Source organism: Mesorhizobium sp. 113-3-9, assembly GCF_016756515.1.
In the GTDB taxonomy this organism is placed as follows: domain Bacteria; phylum Pseudomonadota; class Alphaproteobacteria; order Rhizobiales; family Rhizobiaceae; genus Mesorhizobium.
Genome location: NZ_AP023246.1, coordinates 5,560,865 through 5,578,450, shown reverse-complemented (window position 1 = coordinate 5,578,450; position 17,586 = coordinate 5,560,865). Strand labels below are relative to the sequence as shown.

Sequence of the window (17,586 nt, the reverse complement as noted above, 5' to 3'; positions counted from 1 at the left end):
GACGGCTCGCAATATTGTGAGCGGATGGATGCTCTCATCCAAAACACGCACTTTTCGCCGCGAGCAGAAATGATCGACCAGTATAGTTCCGCCATGTGCGATGGCATCGACGTCGAGCTTCGTTGTTTGGCCGGTGCGGATTCGGATCCCGGTGTCGATGCCGTGCATCTTACATCCTGAACACGCCGAAGCGTGTCTCCTCGATCTCCGCATTGAGCGCCGCCGAAAGGCTGAGCGCCAGCACATCGCGCGTCTTTGCCGGATCGATGATGCCGTCATCCCAGAGGCGGGCGGACGAGTAGAGCGGATGGCCCTCATGCTCGTATTTCATCAGAATCGGCTTCTTGAATTTTGCTTCTTCCTCGGCGCTCCATTCGCCCCCTTTGCGCTCGATGCCCTCGCGCTTGACCATGGCAAGAACGGTCGCCGCCTGCTCGCCACCCATCACCGAGATGCGGGCATTCGGCCACATCCACAGGAGGCGCGGTGAGTAGGCACGTCCGCACATGCCGTAATTGCCGGCGCCGAACGAACCGCCGATGATGACGGTCACCTTCGGAACCCTGGCGGTGGCAACCGCCATCACCAGCTTGGCGCCGTCCTTGGCGATGCCGCCCGCTTCGTATTTCCGACCGACCATGAAGCCTGTGATGTTCTGCAGGAAGACCAGCGGGATCCTGCGCTGGCAGCACAGTTCGATGAAGTGCGCGCCCTTCAGCGCGCTTTCGGAGAACAAAACGCCATTGTTGGCGATGATGCCGACCGGCATGCCGTGGAGGTGGGCAAAGCCGGTGATCAGCGTCGTGCCGTAGTTCTGCTTGAACTCGTCGAATTCGGAGCCGTCGACGATACGCGCGATCACCTCGCGCACATCATAAGGCTGACGCAGATCGGTGGGCACGACGCCGTAGAGTTCATCCGCCGAATGAAGTGGTGGAATCGATTTCTGTAAGCTCAGGCTTACAGTCTTGTTCCGATTCAGGTTTTTGACGATGCGACGGCAGATGGCGAGCGCATGTTCGTCGTCCATCGCATAATGGTCGGCGACGCCGGAAAGCCTGGTATGCACGTCCGCGCCGCCGAGATCCTCGGCGCTGACATCCTCGCCGGTGGCCGCCTTCACCAGCGGCGGGCCGCCGAGGAAGATGGTCGCCTGGTTGCGCACCATGATCGTCTCATCCGACATAGCCGGCACATAGGCGCCGCCGGCCGTGCAGGAACCCATGACGCAGGCGATCTGCGGGATGCCGGCCGCGGACATGTTGGCCTGGTTGTAGAAGATGCGGCCGAAATGTTCGCGGTCCGGAAACACGTCGTCCTGGTTGGGCAGATTGGCGCCGCCGCTGTCGACCAGGTAGATGCAGGGCAGATTGTTCTGCAGCGCGATCTCCTGCGCGCGCAGATGCTTCTTCACCGTCAGCGGATAATAGGTGCCGCCCTTCACCGTGGCATCGTTGACGACGACCATCACCTCGGTGCCTTCGACACGGCCGATGCCGGCGATCATGCCGGCCGAGGAAATTTCCTCGCCATACATCGACCATGCCGCGAACTGGCCGATCTCGAGGAAAGGCGAGCCAGTGTCGAGCAATTGCGCGAGGCGTTCGCGCGGCAACAGCTTGCCGCGCGAGATGTGGCGCTCGCGTGCCTCCTCAGAGCCGCCGCGCTCGACGACAGCGGCTTTTTCGGCGATGTCGGCGACCAGTCCGCGCATGCGTTCGGCATTGGCACGAAAGGTGTCGGAGGAGGGCGATATCTGCGTCTGGAGGACGGCCATGCTAGACCCCTTCCGCCATGATCTCGCGGCCGATCAGCCAGCGCCGGATCTCACTGGTGCCGGCGCCGATCTCGTAGAGCTTGGCGTCACGCAGCAGCCGGCCGGTCGGATAGTCGTTGATATAGCCATTGCCGCCAAGCAGCTGTAGCGCGTCGAGCGCCATCTGCGTCGCCTTTTCGGCCGCGAACAAAACGCAGCCGGCGGCGTCCTTGCGGGTGGTCTGGCCGCGATCGCAGGCGGCGGCGACGGCATAGACATAGGCGCGCGAGGCGTTCATCACCGTATACATGTCCGCAAGCTTGCCTTGCACAAGCTGGAACTCGCCGATCGGCTGGCCGAACTGCTTGCGTTCGTGCACATAAGGGATCGCCACGTCGAGGCACGCCGCCATCAGGCCGATGGGGCCGCCGGCAAGCACCGTGCGCTCATAGTCGAGGCCCGACATCAGCACCTCGACGCCGCGCCCTTCCTCATGCAGCACATTGTCGAACGGCACTTCGACATCCTCGAACACCAGCTCGCCGGTGTTGGAGCCGCGCATGCCGAGCTTGTCGAGTTTCTGCGCCACGGAAAACCCTGCCATCGCCTTCTCGACGATGAAGGCGGTGATGCCGCGCGATTTCCGTTCCGGATCGGTCTTGGCATAGACGACCAGCGTTTCGGCATCCGGGCCGTTGGTGATCCACATCTTGGTGCCGTTGAGCACATAGCGGTCATTGCGCTTTTCGGCGCGCAACTTGAGCGAGACAACGTCGGAGCCGGCGCCGGATTCCGACATCGCCAGAGCGCCGACACGTTCGCCCGAACACAGCGGCGGAAGGAATTTCTCCTTCTGCGACGGCGTTGCCCAGCGGTTGATCTGGTTGACACATAGATTGGAATGGGCGCCGTAGGAGAGGCCGACCGAAGCCGACGCGCGCGAAATTTCTTCCACCGCAATGACATGGGCGAGGTAACCCATGCCGCTGCCACCGAAATCGGGATCTGCCGTTATGCCAAGCAGGCCGAGCGCGCCGAGCTCGCGCCAAAGATGCGACGGAAATTCGTTGTCGCGGTCGATGTCGCCGGCGATCGGAGCGATCCGGTCCTGGGCAAAGCGCCGCACCATGTCGCGCAGCGCCTCGATGTCCCCGTCATGCCCGAAGCTGAGCGTGTTCGTGTACATGTTTCTCCTCCGTGGCGCATGACCCAGAAAATCGACTTCGATTTTCGGAAAGGATCATGCGCGAAAATTAAAGTGGGACAGCGTCCTTTGCGCGTCCGATGGACGCGCGGCGCTGTCAGCGATCTCCGCGCCGACGAGCCGCATTGTCATTGAAAGATATGTCGCCGTTACTTCAGGGACCGAAAGCCGCTCGCCGGGCCGGAACCAGACGATGACGCCGGTCATCATCTGGATCAGCGCCATGGCCGTCAGGCCGGTGTCCTCGATCGCGAAGGCGCCGGCCTCGGCGCCATCGCGCAGGATGGCGCGCAGTTCCTTTTCGTAGGCCGTGCGCATGCGCAGGATCTGTGTCAGCCTGTCGGGCGAGAGACTGCGCAATTCCATGTTCGACACATGCGTGGCGTGGCGGCGCTCGATATGGAAAGCGATGTGGTTGCGGACATAGGCTGCAAGCTGCTCCGCCGGATCGGCGCCGGCCGGCCGGGCGCTTTCCCAGGCTTCGCGAAGCCCTTCCATGTGCTCGCGCATCAGCGTGAACAGCAGGTCTTCCTTGGTCGGGAAATAGCGGTAGAGCGCGGCCGCCTGCACGCCTACTTCGGCGGCCAGTTGGCGCATGGACATCGCCTCGTAGCCATATCGTGCGATCAGGTTGACCGCCGCCTCGCGGACCGCCGCCTCCGTTCGCTCGCCATCGGATCCTGTGGTGCGCGCCATGATCGCCTCTTTAGACAATAATAAAACGAACGTTCAATTAATTCAAGAGGCTCTATTGGAGCCCGCCTATGCGACAACCCTGAAGTCTCCAGGCGCAATCCAACTCTCGAGTTCCTCTATGTCGATCTGGTGGACCGCGGCACCCGGCGGGCCGTGCCAAAGCCGCTCGATCATGGCCGAAACCGCGGCATCCGTGCCGGTCAGCCACGCCGTTACCGATCCGTCTCTTTCGTTGCGCACCCAGCCCATCAGGCCAAGCCCTGTCGCTTCGCCTCGCGTCCAGATCCTGTAGCCGACGCCTTGCACCTTGCCGTGGACACGCGCCCGCACTGCCCTTCTCCGGTCTTTCATGGCTCGCTCCTTGCATTGAGTCTGGCGCAGGATCGAACGAAGGCAACTGGTTTGAGGGGAGGAGTCTTTCGAATCGTCGAGCCGTGTTTCGTCCGGAAGATAGATGACTTCATCCAATAAATAATTGACTTGGTCAACTTTATTGCGATGATCCGGCGATGTAGAAATCTTCAGGGGCGCCAGACATGCCGACCGATCGGAATGCCTTGGTCAGCGACCTTAGGCGCTTCAACCGTTTCTATACCGGCCTGATTGGGCTGCTCGACGAAACCTTGACCCACAGTGCCTATACGCTGGCCGAGGCGCGGATACTGTTCGAACTGGGGCACCGGACCAGCCTTATTGCCACCAACCCTGGCGGCAAGGCAGGCTTCCTGGCGCGGGTGTTTCAACTCGATTTCGCGCCAGCGGCATCCGAAATCGCCCGGGATCTCCAGCTGGATCCTGCCTATGTTGTCAGAATCCTTCGAAAATTCTCCGCCGCCGGCTTGATCGAAACGCGTGCCGGTCCTGACACCCTGCGTCGGCACGTCCTCTCGCTCACCGCACACGGCCGCGCCGCGCTTGCCGAACTTCAGTCGGCAGCGGATCGCGACCTTATCCGCTTGACCACGGGCCTGGGCGACGAGGAGGCCGCCGAGTTGTCGGACATGCTGGCACGTGTCAGGAGGCTGCTCGGTGGCGCGACGGATTCCGAGCGCGGCGAAATTGCCTAATTCCCTCGCGCCGCGGCCAGCGCGCCGGGCAATTCCTCGGCGAAAATATCCAGTTCGTGATCGAGGCCGACGCTGACGCGAATGCAGCGGTCGAGCCCTGGCGCCATCGGCTTGCGGATGAATACATCGCGCGACAATAGCCCCTGCAGTACTTTCAGCGCGAAGGCGCCATCATGCCCGCAGTCGATGGTGACGAAATTGGTCGCCGAGGCCAAGGGCTTCAATCCGTTCTGCTCGGCGATATCAGCGATGCGGCGGCGGCCGGCAGCCACCCGCGCCACCACGGTCTCGAGATAGGCTTGGTCGGCGAGCGCCTCGACGCCGGCGACCTGCGCCATGCGGCTGACGCCGTAGTGGTTGCGGATCTTCTCGAAGTCGCGGATTACCTGGGCCTCCGCAATCGCGTAGCCGCAGCGTATGCCGGCAAGTCCATAAGCCTTTGAAAACGTTCGCATGCGGATGACATTCGGCCGCGAGACATCGATCGGCGGCAGGGCCGAGGCCGGCCCCAATTCGCCATAGGCCTCGTCGAGCACCAGCATGGTGGCCTGCGGCAGCGCCTCGATGAAGCGGATCACCTCGTCTGCTTCCCACCAGCTGCCCATCGGATTGTCCGGGTTGGACAGGTAGACCAGCGGCGCCTTTTCCCTGATGACCGCTGCGAGCAAACCCTCCAGGCTTTCCTTGTCATTTTCATAGGGAACCGTGATCAGCCGCCCGCCGACGCCGGCAACATGAAAGTTGAAGGTCGGATAGGCGCCGAGCGAGGTGACCACCGCGTCGCCAGGCGCCACATACATGCGCGCCACAAGGCTGAGCAGGCCGTCTATGCCTTCGCCGACAACGACGTTCTCGACCGCCACGTCGTGATGCGCGGCAGCCGCGACCTTCAGGTCGAAATTGTCTGGATCGCAATACATCCACATGTCGCGAGCTATCTCGGCCATGCGGGCAATGACACGCGGCGAAGGGCCAAAACTGCTCTCATTGGCACCGATACGGGCGCGGAAGGCGCGCCCGCGCTCGCGCTCCTGCGCTTCGGGTCCGACGAACGGCACGGTCGAGGGAAGCGCGGCGATAAGCGGCGAGAGGGGAGGGCGCAGAGGCATGACGGAAGCTCGCTTGGCAAAGGGAGTTTCTTGCTAGCGTGGTGGAGTGGGTGCGCGCAAGCGCTGGACAGGTCCATTTTGTCTGGATTCGATAGGCTTTTTTTGCTAGCCAGCGACGATGAACAATCGTCTGCCGCCTGCCTGGTCCAAACACCTCAAGTCCGGTGCTGCGCCGAAACCTGGATTGCCACAGGCAACTCCAGGACAGGCAAACCTGCCGAAAACAAATTCGTTTGCGCGCGCACAGGCTGACGAATTGCTGCTGAAGCAAGCCTATGAGCATCAGCAGGCCAAGCGGCTTGATGCGGCTCAGGACCTATGTCTGCAGGTTCTGGCGCGCACGCCAAACCATCCGCTGGCGTTCTACATCATGGGCACCGTCTATCTAGGTTACGACGACGAGGCGGCTCTGCGTTATTTCGCACGCGCTGTCGGTGAGGAGCCTAGAAACCCCTTTTATCATCTTAGCCTCGGTGAGGCCTATGGCAAGCTGAGCGAATTTTCAGCCGCGATCAAACACATGCGGTATGCCCTGGAGTTGCAACCCGATCTTGTAGAGGCCCTGTGTGCCCTGGGGCGCGTTTATGTCCAGTTCGACAAACCCGACCTGGCCTTGCCGCTTTATGAGAAGGCGATGAAAATCAACCGCGATCACCCCAAGGCGCGGATCGGAATGGCTGCCGCGCTCACCGGCCTTGGGCGCATGGACGAGGCCGGCGTCTATCTCAGAGAGGCGATCGAACACCGCGTTGACGTGGCGGCGGCTTATTACGACCTCGTGCAGAGCCGAAAGTTTACCGAAGAGCCTGCGGAACTCCAATCGATCCTTCGCGAACTCGACGGTCCACGACTTAAATCGGAGGCCGTGCAGAATTTGCATTACGCAGCCGGTAAGGTGCTGAACGACCTCAAGCGCTACGCCGAGGCGTTCGACCATTTCAACAAGGCGAAACAGGCCGACGGCCACAAGTTCGACATCGATCAGTATCGTCGTTTCGTGGATCTGACCATTGAAACCTTCACGCCGGATCTGTTTGCTGCAAGGTCCAGCTACGGGAACCCTTCCGAAGCGCCTGTGTTCGTGGTCGGGATGCCGCGCTCGGGGACGACACTGACCGAACAAATATGCGCCAGTCATCCCGACGTTCATGGCGCTGGAGAGCTTAGCAAACTAAGGCGGGTAGCGAACGCGATCGGTCTGAACCCCTCGGCTTTTGATTTCAACAAGCCGATCATGACGGTCACCGAAGGCTTGTCCAAGACGTTGGCTGAAGAGCATCTTTCCTATCTGAGGGAGCGCGCTCCGGCTGCGCACCGAATCATCGATAAAATGCCGCACAATTTCGAATTGATCGGCCTGCTCACCCTGCTCTTTCCTAATGCCCGCATCATTCACTGCCGCCGGGATGCCATCGACAACTGCGTGTCATGCTTTGTCCTGCCTTTCAGTTCGGCACACAGCTACAATACAGACCTGCGGGCACTTGGCCTATACTATCGAGAATATGACCGCTTGATGCGTCACTGGAACGAGGTTTTCCCGGGTCGTATCTTTGAAAATCGCTATGAGACGCTTGTAGAGGATCAAGACGCGCAGTCGCGCCGGCTCATCGATTATCTCGGCCTGCCTTGGGATAACGCATGCCTACGCTTCTTCGACAGGGAAGGGGCGGTCACCACGCCCAGCCGCTGGCAGGTTCGTCAGCCGATGTACAAATCGTCCGTGAAGCGCTGGAAGAATTACGAAAGTGAGATCCAGCCTTTGATTGAAGCGTTGGGCGACCTCGCTGACGTTTGAGCTTTAGTTCCCAGGCCTAGGCATGTCAAAGAGCTAAGCGCAGAAGCGAATCTGAAAGATCGCGACGCGCTTCATAGGCTGGTTCGGCGCTTGGTAGAATCGCCAATGCGACACCAATGCACTGTCTTCATCCTCGAATTTGACCTGGCTTGACCTGAGGATCCGTGCCGTGACCTGAGAGCGTCGCCGCAGTGCAGAACTTGCTCCTCCGCACTCCTCGGCAAAAGTCATGCATGGATCCTTGGGTCTTCGCTCCGCCCAAGGATGGACGAAGCTGTGGGGCTTAAGCCAATTGCGAACGTTTACGGTGGTTCATCGAAGCGAACGGTGGCTGACGGTATGTCTGCGACCTGGAGCAATTCCAGGAAAAGCGTGAGCGGTTTTGCGTTCCGAATTGCTTAAAACAAAGAGTTAGAGCAATTCGCCGTTTCATTGAAACGGTGAAGTGCTCTAGCAAGTGGCACCGCGATTCCGGCTGCCGAATGCAGCACTGTGCACCCTGACTATTGCTGATGCATGTCGCCCAAAGTGCGCAGCGGTGTTGGAACAACGGCATGCATCAGAACGAAAAAAGAACCCGGCGGTTGCCCGCCGGGTTCTCCTGTCTCCCCAGAAATATCTGGTCTTAGAAATCGCGCTGAAAGCGGATGATAGCGCCGACGGCGTTCTTCTTCTCCGCGCCAGCCCAAACGTTGCCGGCGTTAATGGCGCCCGAACCAACGTGCTGGTAGTCAACTTCGGGCGTGACCGTGAAGCCGGGAACGACGGTGTAGGCAATGTTTGCCGCAACCCCATAGTCCTTCCACTGATCACCCGACACCTGGAGGTTGAACGACGTCTTCTCGTTGAACTTGTAGGTGCCGCCGGCCCAGAAGCCCCAGTTACCGCCCCACGGCTTGTAGAAACCGCGGCCGTTAGCAAAGGAGCTACCGAGGGGGGGGACAGGGAGGTTGTTGGGGTTGTTGTCGTTAAGCTTTCCCTCGCTGGCGTAACCGAACATGCCGAACAGTGACAGTGCACTGGAAATGTTCACATCCACGCGAACCTTGCCCGAGACGTATTCGTAGTTGCTGTCATAGGCGACGACGCCGACGATATCACCCCAGCCCTGCGTATACTTCAGACCGCCGACGACATGCGGAACATAGCTGTCGATCGTGGAGCGACCATAACCATAAGAAACACCTGGCTCCTGGGAGGCGCCGCCCGAACCTTCTTCGAGAGAGGCCATCGCCGAGAAGCCGTTGCCGGCGTCGAAGTAGTACTGAACGACACCGGTCTTGAACCCGCCATAGGGGACGATGGTATCGTTGATGACGTTGCCGGCGTAGCCGACAAACGTGTCGAATGCCGATTCGTCCAAGCCTACACGCAGGCCGCCAAGCTGGATCCAGGCGAAGTGCTGGTCGAAGCTGTTGGAAGCGTCATTAGCGTCGCCGTTGTCCAGGGGATGATTCTGGAAATTCATGCGCGTTTCGGTGTAGGTCTTCAACGTGCCGAGTTCGGTTTCCTGGCCGGTCCAGGTCTTCAGCGTGAAACGAGCGTCCTTGTACCACGTCCCCTGGTTCTTGCCGGTGACGACGTCGTCGGCGCGAGCGCCGGTGAACGTGCCGACATCGCCAAAGCCGGCGTCATAACGGACATAGCCGCCGATGCGCAGGCAGGTCTCGGTGCCGGGGATGTAGAAGTAGCCAGCGCCGTAGACGTCGCAGATCTTGACGTATTCAGCGGGTTCCGGCTCGGCGACGACGACGGCGTCGGCGGCGCGCGCACCGGAAACTGCGATCAGGGCCGCAGCGGAGCCGAGAAGAAGGCTCTTGATGTTCATTTTCTGACCTCCAGTCAGAATCGAACGAAATAAAGGCCTGTAACGGCCCTGACGCTGCCGCCGGAACGGCCAAGCGCTGGGTCATCTGTCTGTTATTGCTGGGAAAATATCGGCGCGGCGCGGCAGCGCGAGGCAGGGTGGCGGAGAGGATGGGATTCGAACCCACGAGAAGCTTTTGACCTCTACTCCCTTAGCAGGGGAGCGCCTTCGACCACTCGGCCACCTCTCCGTTGCGCCGCTGGATAAAGAAAAGCGCGGGCACAATCAACAAGCCCTCAGCCATTATCTCGGAAAAGAAGTCATTATATGGAAAAATAAGAGCGTACCGAGCTGCTGCCTGCGCAAGGTGCGGCGGTTCTACGGCAAATCCCTGGCCGGCGACTCCAGGCCTTGCCTTGATTCCGTCGGCCGATTGCCGGATTCGGCAGGAAATAAGCGGTTGCGGCGAGCCTGATGGTTAACGAGAGCTTTCTGAGTGAGGCCAAATCGTGTCATTTGTGCAACAACGCCAGGGGATAGCAGCCGAACAGCCCTTTCGCCGGTACGATCGTTGTTGAACGCCGCCGCCTCATGGGTAATGTCGAGTTCGAAGGAGCGGCGCGGTGCGCATCTTTTTCGGTAGTGGGGATGGGGCAGGGAACGCTGTCCTTCAGCAAAGAATACCCAGACCCGTTTTTTAACTTTTGACTGGAGGTCAGAAAATGAACATCAAGAGCCTTCTTCTCGGCTCCGCTGCGGCCCTGATCGCAGTTTCCGGTGCGCGCGCCGCCGACGCCGTCGTCGTCGCCGAGCCGGAACCCGCTGAATACGTCAAGATCTGCGACGTCTACGGCGCTGGCTACTTCTACATCCCCGGCACCGAGACCTGCCTGCGCATCGGCGGCTATGTCCGTTACGACATCGGCGCTGGCGATATCGGCACGTTCGACGGTGCTCGCGCTACCGACGTGCAGAACGGCAAGGACCAGGGCACCTGGAAGAAGAACGCGCGCTTCACGCTGAAGACCTGGACGGGCCAGGAAACGGAACTCGGCACGTTGAAGACCTACACCGAGACCCGCTTCAACTTCGGCAATACCCGCAACAGCGGTCGCGCAAGCTACAATCCGTACACCGAATCGTACAATGCCGGTGCTACCAACTCGGGTATCTCGCTGAACTTCGCCTGGATCCAGCTCGGTGGTCTCCGCGTCGGTAAGGACGAATCGGCCTTCGATACGTTCATCGGCTACGCCGGCAACGTGATCCAGGATACGATCGTTCCCTACGGCGGTTTCGACACCAACGTCGTGCAGTACTACTTCGATGCCGGCAACGGCTTCTCGGCCGTGGTCTCGCTCGAAGAAGGTTATGGCAACGTCGGTACGATCGACAGCTATGTCCCGCATGTCGTTGGTGGCGTGAAGTGGACGCAGGGCTGGGGCGCGATCACGGGCGTCGTCGCTTATGACAGCAACTACGAAGAAGTTGCCGGCAAGGTCCGCTTGGATGTGAACGTTTCCAACGAACTGTCGCTTTGGGTCATGGGCGGCTATGGTACCGACGACAACCTCAACGACAATGCCAACAACGTCGTCCCGGCGTTCGGTCGCGGCATGTACAAGATCTGGGGTGGCAACTGGGCAGTGTGGGGCGGTGGCACCTACAAGTTCAACGAGAAGACCTCGTTCAACGCTCAGGTTTCGTATGATGACTGGAAGAATCTCGGCGTTGCCGCGAACATCTCCTATGACATCGTCCCCGGCTTCAACGTCACGGCGGAAGTGGACTACCAGCGCGTCGGTCAGGGCTCTATCGACAACGCGTCGGTTTGGGCTCACGCCGAAAAGAAGAGCAACCTCGGCGGCATCGTCCGCTTCCAGCGCTCCTTCTAAGGGCTGGTTCCTTACAGGTGAAATCCAGCCCGGGCGCACAAACGCCCGGGCTGTTTTTGTTTCGTGACTGGGTCAAAGCAAACGAAGGAAGAGGGGGAATCGGTAGCTGAACAAATCCGCAGAGTGATTTCGTGGGATTCGCTGATGGGTGAATGGGATCACAACCGCGTGATTAAAACTCTTGAAAGGACGCTTCCAAGCGGGTAGGGCTGATCTATCCACTCGGGGGTGCGACGAATTATGACCAACGAAGCGATCCAGGAGGCTAACCCCTCCGATCTGTTTTCGATGTTTTCTTCTCAGGATTCAAAGATCAAGTACACCTACAACAAGATAAGAGAAGTAAAGTCGTACCGAGTCGGAGAGCTTTTTTCAGCTTACCGGGACATACTGTGGGATGATGGGCGACATAAATACAATGTCAGCTCTTTCATCGGCGAAATAGATGAAATTCTCCTTGGGGAGCGTTTCAGCGCCTTTGACCAGAGTACCCTTGACAACCTTATCGGCACCTTGCGCCAGCGCGGCAACAGCAACGCAACCATCAATCGAAAGATGGCTGCTCTCAGCAAACTGCTGCGCAAGGCCTACAAGATGGGAGATATCCACAGCCTGCCCGAGTTTCGCCGCCAGAAAGAGCGGGCGGGACGGATTCGATTCCTCGAGAGGGACGAAGAGGCAAGGCTGTTCGCCGCCATCAGAAGCCGCAGTGAGGATGCCTACAGGCTTTCCGTCTTCCTGGTCGACACCGGATGCCGTCTCGGCGAGGCGCTCGGGCTGATCTGGAACGACATCCAGGAGCATCGCGTCTCCTTCTGGATCACCAAATCCGGCCGGAGCCGTACCATTCCGATGACCGAGCGTGTCAAAGAGGTCATCAAGCTGCCTCCGGCCGAAGGGCGTCGGCCCAAGGGCCCGTTCACCAAGCTCAGCCAGGCACAGTTCCGTGCCATCTGGAATGACGCGAAGGCCGAAGTCGGTCTTGGCGCCGACGACCAGGTCGTGCCGCACATCTTGCGTCACACCTGCGCCTCGCGCCTTGTCCAGGGCGGCATCGACATCAGGCGCGTGCAGATGTGGCTTGGCCATCAGACTCTTTCAATGACCATGCGCTACGCGCATCTGGCCACCAATGATCTCGACGGCTGTGTCGTCGTGCTGGAAACACCGCGAAGCGAAGATGCGTCGCGTGGTGATGAAAGCTCGGCCTTCTCGTCCCCGCTGACCGCGCCTTCGGCGCCAAAGCGGGGCAAAACGACCGAGTCGGGTGCGGCGAAGCCGGCAAAATTCCTAGGGAAAAGCTCGAAGGCCAAATAATTCCGACAGGCGCGGCTATACTGCTGCTGTGACCTCAGGACCAAATCTGGTCTTGGGGTTTTCTTTGTTCAATCTTGGCGCTCAGCCCGATCAAGAAAGGCCGCTATATCGCCAGGCAGACTGCCGGCTTCGAGGAATGGTGCGTGCCCCTGACCCGTGACGGTGATCGTCTCGGTGCCAGGATGGCGCTTTCGCATCTCATCCAGCGTTTGGGTCGACAGCAATCTTGAATTGGCGCCGCGGACAGTGAGCAAGGGAATGGCCGCCAACGCGTCGAACTGCGGCCAGAGCGCCGGCAATGGCTGCGACAGGTCGAGACTTGCAACCGTGTCGACCAGTTTCGGGTCAAAATCCGGCAATAGCCCTTGATCCGTCTCACGGTAGAGCGCCCCCACCATCCGAGCCCAGTCGGCGTCGGTGAGTGCGGGAAAGTCCTGGCCATGAACATGGCGTTGGACATTCACCACTTCAGCGAAAGTCTTCGGCTTCGGCGCGCGTTCGAGATAGGACTGGATATGGGCGAGGCCGGCCGGCTCGATCACAGGCCCGATATCATTGAGAACAATGGCTTTGAGCACTCCCGGCCGCAGGGCGCCGAGCACATGGATGATCAGCCCGCCGCGTGAGGTGCCGATGAAAGCTGCCTCCTCGATACCGAGTGCGGACAGACCGGCAAGGATGTCGCTGGCCTCGACGCCGACATTATAGTGGCTGACATCGGGGTCGTAGGCCGATTGCCCGCGCCCGCGATAGTCGAAGGCAACCACCTTGCGCGGGTTGGAGCCCGTTGAAAGGCGCAACGCCAACTCATGAAAATCTCGTGCGTTGCGGGTCAGGCCAGGCAGGCAGACGACCGGCCAATGTCCGGAATTCGCTTCGCCATAGACGCGCGCATGAAGTCTCAGCCCATCCGGCGCGGCGTAGAAGAAGTCGGAAAAGCCTTCGGTACCAGGCATCTGGACATGCCACCTTCTTGCCGCGGGATCGTCTCGGATTGCTACAGGTGAGAGTGGGAGCGGTCAAATAGAAGGCGAGGCTGAAGTTCCCGACCTCCTCCTGCGGCAGAGATGCCTTGGCAAGGGAGGGCTGTCCCGTCATTCCCCGGGATAGGACCATTCAAAGGACTGGATATCCTTCCCACCCCTCTGGCCCGCAGGCCATGGAGCGATCGGCAGCTTTGGTGAAAGGGCCTGTCGAGCCCTCAGCTGCGCCCGTTCACGAGGTCGCCGACGATGTCGTATTTGCCGGAAATACGCATCTTGTAGACTTCGTAATTCTCCATCACGCGCTGTACGTAACTTCTTGTTTCCGTGTAGGGAATCCGCTCGATCCAGTCCACCACCGCATCGATGTCCTTGCCGCGCGGGTCGCCGTATTTCGCCATCCACTGGCTGGCCCGGTTGGGGCCGGCATTGTAGCCGGCGAAGGTCAGCACATAGGAGCCGTTGAAGCGGTCGAGCTGTTCGCCAAGGAAGGCTGAGCCTAGCGTGGCATTGTAGCCGGCGTCGGTGGTCAGCCGTGCCTGCGAAAACTGCAATCCGGCCTTCTTCGCCAGTTGCTTGGCGGTTTCCGGCATCAGCTGCAGCAGCCCGCGCGCGCCAGCACTTGATACGGCGCCGACGTTGAATTCGCTCTCCTGGCGCGCGATTGCATAGGCCAGCGCCTTGCCCGAGCCGGAAATATTGGCCGAATCAGGGATGACGCCGAGGGGATGCGACAGCGCGCCGACATCGATGCCGCGCGCGCCGGCGATCTTGCCGACTTTCAGCGCCATGAAATGGTTGCCCTGCTTCTCGGCAAGGACCGCGAGCAGCGCCAGTTCACCAGGGCTGGTCAACTGCCCGGCAAGGTCGCGATAGAGCGTTTCGGCATAGCGGTCGTAGCCTGCCTCCTGCAGGCGTTTGATGGCGCTGACGGCCTCGCGGCCGGCAAAGTTCTGCCGGTCTGCAGCGCTCGGCTGGGGATAGACGATATTGAGTGCCTGCCGGCCGACGCGTTCGGCGGCAAGCTGGCCGTAAAAGGTCGTGCCATAGGCAGCCGCACGCCCAAAATAGTCCTTGGCATTGCCCGGCCCGCCGACTTCCGCCGCACGACCGAGCCAGTAATAGGCGCGCGACAATGTCATCGGCCCCTGCGCGAGCTCGGCGATGCGCGAAAAATGTGTCGCGGCAAGCTTGGGATCGTTGAGGCCGCGCAGCGCATACCAGCCGGCGTGGAACTCGGCCTCGGCCGCATTGGCCGCGCTTTCGGCGGCATGCGTGGCGACGATCCGGTAAGCCGTCTTCATGTCGCCCTGGTCGACCAGTTCGCGCGACAGCACACGGCGTTCGACCCACCAGGCGTCCGGATCGACCAAAGCCTCGCGGTCCGTCGGCGCCTTCATCACAACGGCGGCGGCGCCGGCAAAATCCTCCTGCTTGCGCAGATATTCGGCCTGGGCGAAGAAATAGCCGGCCGAACGCTGCGATGCCGGCACTGCCTTCAGTAGTTTCAGCGCGTTCTTGTCGCCTCTGTCGGCCGCAGCCCAGGCATCGGCGAACTGCTGGGCGCCGGCAAGGCCGGCAATCCGCAGGGCGGAGTTCACCCGATCGGCATAGAACATACGATCCATGCGAAAACGGTGGTCGGCGGCAGGGATCAGACCGCCGAACTCCTTGATCAGCGCCGTCTCGTCCTTGGCTTCCAGGATCGCGGTGCGCCAGAACGGCGACAGCACCGATCGTGCCGCCTTGACGTTGCCCGCCGCCACATAGGCGCGAGCGAGAACCATGACGCCTTCGAATGTTTGCGGCTGGCTGCCCTCGAAGGCCGCAATGACGATGCCGGGGGCGGGGTTTTCCCGATAGAGCGCGCGCTCGCTGTTCTTGCGCAAGGCGACGGTGCCCGGCCAGTTGGGCAGCATCCTCGCGGCTGCGGCGATATCGCCGCTCGGAACCTTGTCGCCGCCGTAAAGGGCGATCGCCCAAGCCAGAATATGCTGGTCGAGCGATTGAGCCGGAAGCGCGTCGCGCACACCGCGGGCGCCTGGAATATTGCCGGCCGCCAGTGCGTCCAACCCGCTCTTCAACATCACGACGCTGGGTGAGGGTGCCTGCTGCGCCCCGTCCTGCGGGCTGGGCATCGGGATCGCCGAGGTGACCTGCACATCGACGCTGCCGCTGATCGCCACACCGGGCATCAGCGCGGCGATGGCGCCAAGCAGCGCGAAGAGGTGGGGCCGACTGGCCGGCATGATCTCGTGTCTTTCCTAATCCAGCATTTTATCAGAAGGCGAAGAAGCCTCGAAGCCTAAACTTAGGTCGTGAAGGGCTCGTAAACAAAGAGTTATCGAGGCCGTTCGAATTGCTCTTGCTGGCACCATGGCAATGCTTGCCGCGCAACCATGTCGAGACTATGGTGCGCCGCTTCGCTTTCGGCTAGAAGGCGCGCACGACAACTGATCGACAAAACACCGATGCATGTCGCCCAAAAGTGGATACCGGTTTTGGGACAACGACATGCACAAACAAACAAGTCCCAAGGAGTTGGACGACATGCTGAGAGGCTCGCTTACTGCGCTCGTGACACCGTTCGAAAAGAGCGGGCGTTTCGACGAGAAAGCCTTTCGCGCATTTGTCGAATGGCAGCTCGCGGAAGGCACGACGGGCCTGGTTCCGGTAGGCACGACCGGCGAGTCGCCGACCCTGTCGCATGATGAGCATCGCCATGTCGTCAAGGTCTGCATCGAGGTGGCCAAGGGCCGCGCTCCGGTCGTCGCCGGCGCCGGTTCCAATAACACCGCGGAAGCGGTCGGGCTTGTGCAATATGCCGAGAAGGCCGGTGCCGATGCCGCCCTGGTCGTCACACCCTATTACAACAGGCCGACGCAGCGCGGCCTCTACGAGCATTTCGCCGCCGTCGCCAGGGCGACCAAGCTGCCCATCATCATCTACAACATTCCGCCGCGCTCGGTGATCGACATGATGCCCGAGACGATGGGCCGGCTGGCGCACGACTTCAAGAACATCGTCGGCGTCAAGGATGCCACCGGCAAGGTCGAGCGTGTTTCCGAGCAGCGCATGACCTGCGGCAAGGATTTCATCCAGCTGTCCGGCGAGGATGCTTCGGCGCTCGGGTTCAACGCCCATGGCGGTGTCGGCTGCATCTCGGTGACGTCGAATGTCGCGCCGCGGCTGTGCGCCGAATTCCAGGAAGCGACGCTGTCCGGCGACAGTGCAAAGGCGCTTGAGTTGCAGGATCGTCTGTTGCCGCTACACAAGGCGATCTTCCTGGAGCCCGGCGTGTCCGGCGCCAAATACGCGCTGTCGAAGCTCGGCAAGGTCGAGAACGTGCTGCGTTCGCCGCTGGTCACGGTCGAGGAGTCGACCGCGGCAAAGATCGATGCGGCCATGAAGCACGCCGGCTTGATTAATTGAGGATGAGGCGCCACCTCTCCACATCATGAATCAAGTCAGAAAAGCCGATCCCAACAACAAGACCGTTGCGGAAAACCGCAAGGCGCGGTTTTCCTATGAGGTTCTCGACACGATCGAGGCCGGCTTGGTGCTGACCGGCACCGAGGTCAAGTCGCTGCGCCAGGGCCAGGCAAACATTCAGGACAGCTACGCCTCGGTCGAAGGCGGCGAGATCTGGCTGATCAATTCCTATCTGCCGGAATATCTGCAGGCCAACCGCTTCAATCACGAGCCCCGGAGGCGCCGCAAACTCCTGCTGAACAAGCGCGAGATGGCCAAGCTGTCGCAGAGCGTGGACCGCGAAGGGATGACCCTGGTGCCGCTAAAGATCTATTTCAACGATCAGGGCCGCGCCAAGCTGCTGCTCGCCGTCGGTCGCGGCAAGAAGCTGCACGACAAGCGTGAGACCGAAAAGCAGCGCGACTGGTCACGCGAGAAGGGCCGGCTCTTGAAGGAGCGTGGGTAAGGAGCGGTCCGCGAAGC

The 17,586-nt window shown here is 60.7% G+C and carries 14 protein-coding genes and 1 tRNA gene; 6 read left to right on the top strand and 9 right to left on the bottom strand.

The genetic code is table 11. The features are described from left to right. Positions 1–169 precede the first annotated feature (169 nt). The 4 genes from MesoLj_RS27410 to MesoLj_RS27395 all read right to left on the bottom strand — a co-directional run bounded on the left by MesoLj_RS27410 (position 170) and on the right by MesoLj_RS27395 (position 4,007). On the bottom strand, positions 170–1,777 hold the full coding sequence (locus MesoLj_RS27410; RefSeq protein WP_202323221.1) for a carboxyl transferase domain-containing protein: 1,608 nt from the start codon (positions 1,775–1,777) through the stop codon (positions 170–172). A gap of 1 nt (position 1,778) precedes the next feature. After that, positions 1,779–2,942: an isovaleryl-CoA dehydrogenase gene (locus MesoLj_RS27405; RefSeq protein ID WP_202323220.1), complete on the bottom strand. Its 1,164-nt coding sequence runs from the start codon at positions 2,940–2,942 to the stop codon at positions 1,779–1,781. A gap of 54 nt (positions 2,943–2,996) precedes the next feature. Next, on the bottom strand, positions 2,997–3,656 hold the full coding sequence (locus MesoLj_RS27400) for a TetR/AcrR family transcriptional regulator (RefSeq protein WP_202323219.1): 660 nt from the start codon (positions 3,654–3,656) through the stop codon (positions 2,997–2,999). A gap of 66 nt (positions 3,657–3,722) precedes the next feature. Next, on the bottom strand, positions 3,723–4,007 hold the full coding sequence (locus MesoLj_RS27395; RefSeq protein ID WP_202323218.1) for an acylphosphatase: 285 nt from the start codon (positions 4,005–4,007) through the stop codon (positions 3,723–3,725). A gap of 185 nt (positions 4,008–4,192) precedes the next feature. On the opposite strand from MesoLj_RS27395, the gene MesoLj_RS27390 reads away from it, so the two are divergent. Then, complete coding sequence (locus MesoLj_RS27390) at positions 4,193–4,723, top strand: MarR family winged helix-turn-helix transcriptional regulator (RefSeq protein WP_202323217.1); 531 nt, start codon at positions 4,193–4,195, stop codon at positions 4,721–4,723. On the opposite strand, the gene MesoLj_RS27385 is transcribed toward MesoLj_RS27390, so the two are convergent. Beyond that, on the bottom strand, positions 4,720–5,832 hold the full coding sequence (locus tag MesoLj_RS27385; RefSeq protein WP_202323216.1) for a pyridoxal phosphate-dependent aminotransferase: 1,113 nt from the start codon (positions 5,830–5,832) through the stop codon (positions 4,720–4,722). The two genes, MesoLj_RS27390 and MesoLj_RS27385, sit on opposite strands and share 4 nt — an antisense overlap. Positions 5,833–5,950: 118 nt before the next feature. Here MesoLj_RS27385 and MesoLj_RS27380 point away from each other — a divergent pair, with 118 nt between their 5' ends. After that, entirely contained in the window at positions 5,951–7,630 is a 1,680-nt protein-coding gene (locus tag MesoLj_RS27380; RefSeq protein WP_202323215.1) for a tetratricopeptide repeat-containing sulfotransferase family protein, read from the top strand. 625 nt (positions 7,631–8,255) lie between these two features. Here MesoLj_RS27380 and MesoLj_RS27375 read toward each other — a convergent pair. Beyond that, positions 8,256–9,458: a porin gene (locus tag MesoLj_RS27375; protein WP_140768564.1), complete on the bottom strand. Its 1,203-nt coding sequence runs from the start codon at positions 9,456–9,458 to the stop codon at positions 8,256–8,258. 138 nt (positions 9,459–9,596) lie between these two features. Beyond that, positions 9,597–9,687, bottom strand: a tRNA-Ser gene (locus MesoLj_RS27370). 472 nt (positions 9,688–10,159) lie between these two features. Here MesoLj_RS27370 and MesoLj_RS27365 point away from each other — a divergent pair. Further along, positions 10,160–11,332 carry a porin gene (locus MesoLj_RS27365; RefSeq protein ID WP_140768562.1) on the top strand — a complete coding sequence of 391 codons (1,173 nt, stop codon included), beginning with the start codon at positions 10,160–10,162 and terminating at the stop codon, positions 11,330–11,332. A gap of 240 nt (positions 11,333–11,572) precedes the next feature. Further along, the gene (locus tag MesoLj_RS27360; RefSeq protein WP_202323214.1) at positions 11,573–12,649 is read left to right on the top strand and encodes a tyrosine-type recombinase/integrase; all 1,077 of its coding nucleotides are present in this window, start codon (positions 11,573–11,575) and stop codon (positions 12,647–12,649) included. Positions 12,650–12,717: 68 nt separating this feature from the next. Here MesoLj_RS27360 and MesoLj_RS27355 read toward each other — a convergent pair whose 3' ends face one another. After that, entirely contained in the window at positions 12,718–13,605 is an 888-nt protein-coding gene (locus tag MesoLj_RS27355; RefSeq protein ID WP_202323213.1) for an alpha/beta fold hydrolase, read from the bottom strand. 245 nt (positions 13,606–13,850) lie between these two features. Beyond that, entirely contained in the window at positions 13,851–15,881 is a 2,031-nt protein-coding gene (locus tag MesoLj_RS27350; protein WP_202323212.1) for a lytic transglycosylase domain-containing protein, read from the bottom strand. A 301-nt stretch (positions 15,882–16,182) separates the two neighbouring features. On the opposite strand from MesoLj_RS27350, the gene dapA reads away from it, so the two are divergent. Further along, positions 16,183–17,064: a 4-hydroxy-tetrahydrodipicolinate synthase gene (gene dapA / locus MesoLj_RS27345; RefSeq protein ID WP_140769711.1), complete on the top strand. Its 882-nt coding sequence runs from the start codon at positions 16,183–16,185 to the stop codon at positions 17,062–17,064. A gap of 25 nt (positions 17,065–17,089) precedes the next feature. Further along, complete coding sequence (smpB, locus tag MesoLj_RS27340) at positions 17,090–17,569, top strand: SsrA-binding protein SmpB (protein WP_006202221.1); 480 nt, start codon at positions 17,090–17,092, stop codon at positions 17,567–17,569. Positions 17,570–17,586 lie beyond the last annotated feature (17 nt).